This window comes from Streptomyces sp. (assembly GCF_031181705.1).
Taxonomy (GTDB): Bacteria; Actinomycetota; Actinomycetes; order Streptomycetales; family Streptomycetaceae; genus Streptomyces.
In genome coordinates, this window is record NZ_JAPSKN010000193.1 from 1 (window position 1) to 7,812 (window position 7,812).

General features: G+C 74.7%; 6 protein-coding genes. 4 read left to right on the forward strand and 2 right to left on the reverse strand.

Going from position 1 to position 7,812, the window contains the following annotated elements:
* Positions 1-179 precede the first annotated feature (179 nt).
* The gene (locus tag RIN80_RS24990) at positions 180-1,034 is read right to left on the reverse strand and encodes an LLM class F420-dependent oxidoreductase (RefSeq protein ID WP_309097903.1); all 855 of its coding nucleotides are present in this window, start codon (positions 1,032-1,034) and stop codon (positions 180-182) included.
* Between the two features lie 186 nt (positions 1,035-1,220).
* On the opposite strand from RIN80_RS24990, the gene RIN80_RS24995 reads away from it, so the two are divergent.
* Positions 1,221-2,735, forward strand: a complete 1,515-nt coding sequence (locus tag RIN80_RS24995) for a CehA/McbA family metallohydrolase (protein WP_309097904.1) — start codon at positions 1,221-1,223, stop codon at positions 2,733-2,735.
* 9 nt (positions 2,736-2,744) lie between these two features.
* Here the strand turns inward: RIN80_RS24995 and RIN80_RS25000 are convergent, their stop codons facing one another.
* On the reverse strand, positions 2,745-3,575 hold the full coding sequence (locus RIN80_RS25000; protein ID WP_309097905.1) for an endonuclease/exonuclease/phosphatase family protein: 831 nt from the start codon (positions 3,573-3,575) through the stop codon (positions 2,745-2,747).
* 99 nt (positions 3,576-3,674) lie between these two features.
* On the opposite strand from RIN80_RS25000, the gene RIN80_RS25005 reads away from it, so the two are divergent.
* The 3 genes from RIN80_RS25005 (at position 3,675) to RIN80_RS25015 (ending at position 7,708) form a co-directional block, all read left to right on the forward strand.
* Positions 3,675-4,061 (forward strand): nitroreductase/quinone reductase family protein, encoded by a 387-nt coding sequence (locus RIN80_RS25005; protein WP_309097906.1) that lies wholly within the window; start codon positions 3,675-3,677, stop codon positions 4,059-4,061.
* Positions 4,062-4,331: 270 nt separating this feature from the next.
* Positions 4,332-7,343, forward strand: coding sequence for a BTAD domain-containing putative transcriptional regulator (locus RIN80_RS25010; protein WP_309097907.1), 3,012 nt, complete (start codon positions 4,332-4,334; stop codon positions 7,341-7,343).
* Between the two features lie 179 nt (positions 7,344-7,522).
* Positions 7,523-7,708: a hypothetical protein gene (locus RIN80_RS25015; RefSeq protein WP_309097908.1), complete on the forward strand. Its 186-nt coding sequence runs from the start codon at positions 7,523-7,525 to the stop codon at positions 7,706-7,708.
* The last annotated feature ends 104 nt before the right edge of the window (positions 7,709-7,812 follow it).

Below are 7,812 nucleotides of genomic sequence, written 5' to 3' on the forward strand. Positions count from 1 at the left end.
TGTTTACCTGTTCCTGCCGATCCGGAAAACGACACGACAGGACGAGCCGGTCACACCTTCGGGCGGGCGGTGGTCAGTCGCCGCACCGGTGTGCACCCGGCTCGATTCTTTACTCGCAGTTTAGTAGGGGGAGACGGATCAGAACCAGCCGAGGTGGTCTGAATCACAGTCAGATACGCTCATTTCCCTGGGATGTACCGCTCGTACGCCTCCAAAGCCTTCAGTACCTCCCCCTCCCCCGCCGACGGCAGCTGCAGCACCACCTCCTCGATGCCGAGGTCGGCGTAATGGGTGAGTTTGCCCGGGGTCGGGTGGACGGCGTACGGGACGATCTGGAGGGCCTCGGGGTCGCGGCCCGCCTCGCGCCAGGCGGCGCGCAGCCTCGGCAGGGACTCGGACAGGCCGCGGCCGCCGATGGGCAGCCAGCCGTCGGCGTACGTACAGACGTGGTCGAACAGCTTGGGCCCGGCCGCGCCGCCGACGAGCGTGCGCGGGCCGATCACGGGGCCGCGCGGCTTCCGCACCGGCTTGGGGTGCGCCTCACTGGCCCGGACGCCGCCGAACTCCCCTTCGTAGGCGACCGGTTCCGGCGACCACAGCGCCCGCATCAGCGCCATCCGGTCCTTCACCAGCTCGCGCCGGGTGCGCCAGCGCACGCCGTGGTCGGCGGCCTCCTCTGCGTTCCAGCCGAAGCCGACGCCCAGCGTGAACCGGCCGCCGGAGAGGTGGTCCAGGGTGGCGATCCGCTTGGCCAGGTCGATCGGGTCGTGCTGGGCGACGAGCGTGATGCCCGTGCCCAGCCCGAGCCGCTCGGTGACGGCGGCGGCCTGGCCGAGCGCCACGAACGCGTCGAGCGTACGGCCGTACTCGCGCGGCAGCTTCCCGCCCGCCGGGTAGGGCGTGGTCCGCTCGACGGGGATGTGCGTGTGCTCGGGCAGGTACAGCCCGGCGAAACCGCGCTCCTCCAGCTCCCGGGCGAGCCGGGTCGGGGTGATCGTCTCGTCGGTGAGGAAGATCGTCACGGCGATGCGCATGACCCATCTGTACCCGAGGCCGACCCGGGTGTCCATACCGACCGGTCGGCACACCGGAGGTGCCGTGTCGGCGAAAACCGCCGATCCCCTTCCGGTGCGCCGCAGTTCACGGCTGAATACCAGAGTTGCGCGCACCACCCCTGCACCACCCACGTCAGATCAGCGACGACACTCGGGAGCAGCGACATGTGCGAGGACGACCACGGTGGACTCGGCCGGCGCGCCCTGTTCGTGACGGGAGCGGCCGCCGCGCTTACGTTGGGGAGCGTGAGCTTCGCTTCAGCGGCCGACGGGGACCAGGAGACCACAACGGTGCGGGGCACGCTGCCGCCCGGGTCCCCCGACTTCGTGTACGTGCCCGTCGAGGTCCCGGCCGGGGTCCGGGAGCTCAGGGTCGCCTACACCTACGACCGGCCGTCCGTGCCGGCCGGCACCACGGGCAACGCCCTCGACATCGGCGTCTTCGACGAGCGCGGCACCGAGCTGGGGGGCAAGGGCTTCCGGGGCTGGTCGGGCGGGGCGCGCACGGAGTTCTTCATCCGCGCCGACGAGGCCACGCCCGGCTACCTCCCGGGCCCGGTGCGCGAGGGCACCTGGCACATCGCGCTCGGCCCGTACACGGTCGCCCCGCAGGGCCTGGCGTACGAGATCACGATCACGCTGACGTTCGGCGAGCCGGGCGAGACCGCCCGGCCGGTGTATCCGCCGGAGCGGGCCAAGGGGCGGGGGCGGGCCTGGTACCGGGGCGACTGCCACCTGCACTCCTGGTACTCCGACGGCCGCCGCACCCCCGCCGAGATCGGGGAGCTGGCCCGCGCGGCCGGGCTGGACTTCATCAACTCCTCCGAGCACAACACGCACGCCGCGCACGCCCACTGGGCCGACGTGGCCGGGGACGACCTGCTGGTGATGCTGGGTGAGGAGATCACGACCAGGAACGGGCACGTGGTCGCCCTCGGCACCGACCCGGGCACCTTCGTCGACTGGCGCTACCGGGCCCGCGACAACCGCTTCGGCCGGTTCGCCCGGCAGATCCGGCGGGCCGGCGGCCTGGTCGTGCCGGCCCATCCGCACGCCACCTGCGTCGGCTGCAACTGGAAGTTCGGCTTCGGCGAGGCCGACGCCATCGAGGTGTGGAACGGCCCCTACACGCCCGACGACGAGGTGGCGCTGGCCGACTGGGACAGCATGCTCGTGGCGTCCGTGCGGGACGGGCGCGACTGGATCCCGGCGATGGGCAGCAGCGACGCCCACCGCTCCCCGGACGCCGTGGGCAGCCCCCAGACGGTCGTGCTGGCCGACGACCTGACCCGCCGGGCCGTCCAGGAGGGCATCCGGGCGGGACGGTCGTACGTCGCCGAGTCCGCGAAGGTCGCGCTGTCGCTGCGGGCGTCTGGCGGGCGCGGGGAGCACGCGGGCATCGGTGAACGGCTCGCCGTCGGCCGTGACACCCCCGTCACGGTCCGCCTGGAGGTCACGGGCGCCCCGCGCTGCACGGTCCGCTTCGTCACCGACCAGGGCGTGCTGCACACCAGCGCCCCGCTGCCGGTGTCCGGCGCGGGCACCGTCGAGTGGCGGACGACACCGTCGTACGCGGCGTACGTGCGGGCCGAGCTGCGGCACGAGGCGGCGGCGGGTCCGGTGCCGGGGCCGCTGGCCGCGTTCACCAACCCGGTCTTCCTGGGCCGCCGCGCGGCCTGAGGGGCCGGGTCAGGCCGGGTCCGCCCGCTCCGCCAGGTCGGCCACCACCGCCGCGTGGTCGGAGGCCCACACCCCCTCCACCGGGCCGTCGCAGGCCCGCCGTACGTCCCGGACCCGGCCGAGGCCGCCGGGGCCGGGCGGGCCGACGTGGATGTAGTCGATGCGCACGCTGGGCTCGTGGGTCGCCGCCACGTACGGGTTGGCGGCGTCCCAGGTGGCGGCGGGCGCGGCCGGGCCGGCGTACTCCCAGGCGTCCAGGAGGACCTGGCCGGGAACGGCCGGGGCGGTCTTGTAGCCGCCGAGGAGGCGGACCTCGTCGGAGTCGGGCCAGGCGTTGAGGTCGCCGGTGACGACGGGCGGGAAGGGGGTGTCGCCGCGGTGCCGGGCGACGAACTCGGCGAGTGCGGCGACCTGGCGGCAGCGGACCGCCGAGGCGTGCACGGCGGAGGTGAGGTGCGCGGTGAAGAACGGCACGTCGTGGCCGGGGGCGGCGATGCGGGCGTAGAGGGCCAGCCGGCCGTCGTCCAGGTCGGCCGGGGCGGGCAGCGGCAGCGCGTCCCGCTCGACGACCGGCCACCGGCTGAGCACGGCGTTGCCTATGTCGGCCGTGGGGTCCCCGATCCGCGCCCGCCAGCGCTCCGGGGCGGGCGAGGCGGCCCAGGCCCAGTGCAGGCCCAGCTCACCGGCCAGCCACTCGGCGAGGTTCTCCCCGTCGGCGGCCCACACCTCCTGCAGGCCGACGACGTCCGGGTTCAGCTCCCGCAGGGCCGTCAGAATGGCCTTCTGGCGCGCCTGCCACGGCCCGAAGCGCCACCAGAGGTTCCAGGTCACTGTGCGCACCGCCGACCACCCGCTCCCGTCAGCCGTGTCAGGGGATCATCATTGAAGCAGGGTGCCCCGCGGAAGCGAGGAGAACCGTGTGAAGGAGTCGTTCCTGCCATGTCCCGCGACCTGAGGTTCCGCGTCACCACGGCCTTCCAGCGCCGCGTCAACCCACTGCTGCGGCGCCTGCCGCTGCAGACGGTCCTGGAGACCCGCGGCCGCGTCTCCGGGCTGCCCCGCCGCACCCCGGTGGGCGGCCGCCGCGTCGGCGACTCGTTCTGGCTGGTGTCGGAGTTCGGCGAACGGTCCCAGTACGTCCGCAACATCAAGGCCGACCCGCGGGTGCGCGTGCGCATCCGCGGCCGGTGGCACGAGGGAACGGCGCACCTGCTGCCGGACGACGACCCGGTGGCCCGGCTGCGCCGGCTGCCCCGGATCAACAGCCTGGGGGTACGGGCGCTCGGGACGGACCTGCTGACGGTGCGGGTGGACCTGGCCGGGTGAGGGTCACCCCGGCCGGACGATCGACCTCCCGCGGCTTTCCATGCGGTGCACGGGAGCGCCCTGCCTGACGGTGTGTCAGTCGCGCGGGGCGGAGCGGGTTCCGGACGAGGTCGCCCGATCGGCGCGGCCCGTCCGAGGAGGCCTGCGAAGACACTGTGCAGACCTCGTGGACTCCCGTGCGCCGCCCTGTGATCGGCGTCTCCCACGGCTGACGTATCCGCCCGCACAAGGCAAACTGGCGGGGTTGCTCAGGATGTCTAGGGGGACTGCATGGACGGGGTACCGGCCGGTGTACCGCGCGTACCGGAGCAGCGGCGTCCCGGCTCCGCACCGGAGTCACCGGGACCGGTGGAGCCGGCGGGGCCGGCCGGGGCGGCGTCGCCGGTGTCGTTGCGCTTCAGCGTGCTCGGGCCCGTGCGCGCCTGGCGCGGCGCCGAGCCGATCGCCACCGGCTCCCCCCAGCAACGTGCCCTGCTCGCCGCCCTGTTGCTGCGCGAGGGCCGCACGGCCACGGCCGCCGAGCTGATCGACGCCCTGTGGGGCGAGGAGCCGCCCTCGCAGGCCCTGGCGGCGGTCCGGACGTACGCCTCCCGCCTGCGCAAGGTGCTGGACCCGGGCGTCCTGGTCAGCGAGTCCGGCGGCTACGCGGTGCGGGACCTCGCCGACGGCGCCCTGGACCTGGCCGTCGCCCAGGATCTGGCCACCGAGGCGGAGAAGGCCCGGACGGCCGGCGACCTCTGCCACGCCCGCGACGTGCTGCGGCGCGCCCTCGCCCAGTGGGACGGCGAGGCCCTGGCGGGCGTGCCCGGCCCGTACGCGGAGGCCCAGCGGGTCCGCCTGGAGGAGTGGCGGCTGCAACTCCTCGAATCCCGCCTGGACATGGACCTGGAGCAGGGCTGCCACGCCGAGGCCGTCTCCGAACTCACCGCCCTCACCGCCGCCCACCCCCTGCGCGAACGGCTCCGCGAGCTGCTGATGCTGGCGCTGTACCGCAGCGGCCGGCAGGCCGAGGCCCTGGCGGTCTACGCCGACACCCGCCGCCTGCTCGCCGACGAACTCGGCGTGGACCCGCGCCCGGGCCTGAGCGAGCTGCAGCAGCGCATCCTCCAGGCCGACCCGGGCCTGGCGGAACCCTCCTCCCCGGCGCCCGAGCCCGCCTCGACCCCCGTCCGCCCGGCGCAACTGCCCGCGACCGTCCCGGACTTCACCGGCCGCTCCGCCTTCGTCCGCGAACTCGGCGGCCTCCTGGCCGCCGCCGAGGGCCGGGTCATGGCGGTCTCCGCCCTGGCGGGCATCGGCGGCGTCGGCAAGACGACCCTCGCCGTGCACGTGGCGCACCAGGCGCGCGCGGCGTTCCCGGACGGGCAGCTCTACGTCGACCTCCAGGGCGCGGGCGCCCGGGCCGCCGAGCCGGAGACGGTGCTGGGCTCCTTCCTGCGCGCGCTCGGCACCGCCGACTCGGCGATCCCCGACTCCCTGGAGGAACGCGCGGCGCTGTACCGCTCGGTACTGGCCGGCCGCCGCGTCCTGGTGCTGCTGGACAACGCCCGCGACGCCGCCCAGATCCGCCCCCTGCTGCCCGGCACGGACGGCTGCGCCGCCCTGGTCACCTCCCGGGTGCGCATGGTCGACCTGGCGGGCGCCCACCTGGTCGACCTGGACGTGATGTCCCCGGACGAGGCGCTGGCGCTGTTCACGAGGATCGTGGGCGAGGAGCGGGTGGCGTCCGAGCGGAAGGCCGCGCTGGACGTGGTGGCGGCCTGCGGTTTCCTGCCGCTGGCGATCCGCATCGCGGCGTCCCGCCTGGCGGCCCGCCGTACCTGGACGGTCTCGGTCCTCGCGGCGAAGCTGGCCGACGAACGCCGCCGCCTGGACGAGCTCCAGGCCGGCGACCTGGCGGTCAAGGCCACCTTCGAGCTGGGCTACGGCCAGCTGGAGCCCGCCCAGGCCCGCGCCTTCCGCCTGCTGGGCCTCGCGGACGGCCCGGACATCTCCCTCGCGGCGGCGGCCGCCGTCCTGGACCTGCCCGCGGAGGAGACGGAGGACCTGCTGGAGTCCCTCGTCGACACGTCCCTGCTCGAATCGGCGGCCCCCGGCCGCTACCGCTTCCACGACCTGGTGCGGCTCTACGCGCGTGCGTGCGCGGAGCGGGACGAGCAGCCGCCCGGCGAGCGCGACGCGGCCGTCTCCCGCCTGCTGGACTTCTACCTGGCCTCGGCGGCGGGCGTGTACGCGATCGAACGGCCGGGGGATCGGCTGGTGGACCACCTGGCGGTCACCGCGTATCCGGGCCTGCGGTTCGACGACCGCCACGCGGCACAGGACTGGCTGTACGCGGAGGCCATCTGCCTCCTGGCCTGCGTACGGCAGTCCGCGGGGCAGCCGGACACGCTCCCCCGGGCCATCGACCTGCTGTGGGCCGCGCACGACCTGTCCGAGTCGGGAGCCAACGCCAAGGAGTACGAGGCCACCGCCGAAGCGCTCCTGGAGGCGGCCCGGCTGCACGGCCTCGGGCGGGCGGAGGCCCGGGCGCTGACGACCCTGGTCAACGTCCACCACGTCGGCGGCCGTTTCGAACGGGCCGACCAGGAAGCAGAGCGGGCCATCCAGCTCGCCCAGGAGGCCGACGACCTGCTCCCCGTCTGCTGGGCGCGCAACGCCCGCGGCATCATCGCGCTCTACCAGAACCGGCACGAGGACGGCGAGGAGCACCTCTCCCGGGCCATCGAGCACTTCCGGGCCCTGGGCGACCGCCCCGGCGAGGCCGCCGCGCTGTGCAACCTCTCCCGCATCCACCTCGCGACCGGACGCACCGCGAGCGCGGTGGCGCTGGCCCAGGAGGGCATCGACATCTACGACGGCATGGGCAACTCCCTGCGCGGGGCGAACGCCCGCTACGCCCTCGGCCTGGCCCTCACCCAGAGCGGCGAGCTGGGCGACGCGGCCGGCCGCCTCCAGGAGGCGCTGGAGGTGTTCCGCGACAGCCGGCAGCGTCTGTGGGAGGGCATGAGCCTGTTCCGGCTGGCCGAGGTCGATCTCGCCGCCCGGCGTCCCGCGCAGGCCGCCGCCAACGCCGAGATGGCGCTCACCGTGCTGCGCGGGATCGGCGGGGAGTGGCGGCGGGGCAACGTCCTGACGGTGCTGGGCCGGGCGCTCAGCGGCATAGGGCAGACCGGCCGGGCCCGGGTGTGCTGGCAGGAGGCGGCCGTCATCTACGAGGAGCTGGGCTCGCCCGAGGCCGCCGGGGTGCGCGCGCTGCTGACCCCGGTACGGGCGGCCTGAGGCCCGCCCGGGGCGTTCATCATTCGTTTATCGCCGCCCGCCATGCTGGACGCAGTCGATCCGTCGCGTCGGGGGGCAGACGGATCGCCGCACAGGGCCCGTCCGGTCGGACTCGGGGGAGTGACCGGGCGGGCCCGCCGACCGCACCACTCGATCCACGCCAAGGGGAGTTGACGATCATGGGTGACGAGCTCAAGCCGCAGGACCTGCACGCCACCGGCACGACGGGCGGCGAGGCCTCCACGGAGGACCTGCACGCCACCGGCGAGGATGTCGCGAAGACCGAGGACCTGCACGCCACCGGCGAGCCGCTGGAGACCAAGGACCTGCACGCCACGTCGGAGCCGTTCAAGCCGACGAAGTAAGCGATCACCACAGGGGGTTCGGCCGCGGCGGCGCGGAGGGGGAGCCGTCGCGGCCGATGCGTGCGCGCAGACGGAAGCCGTCCCTACCGGGGCACGGCCCCGGC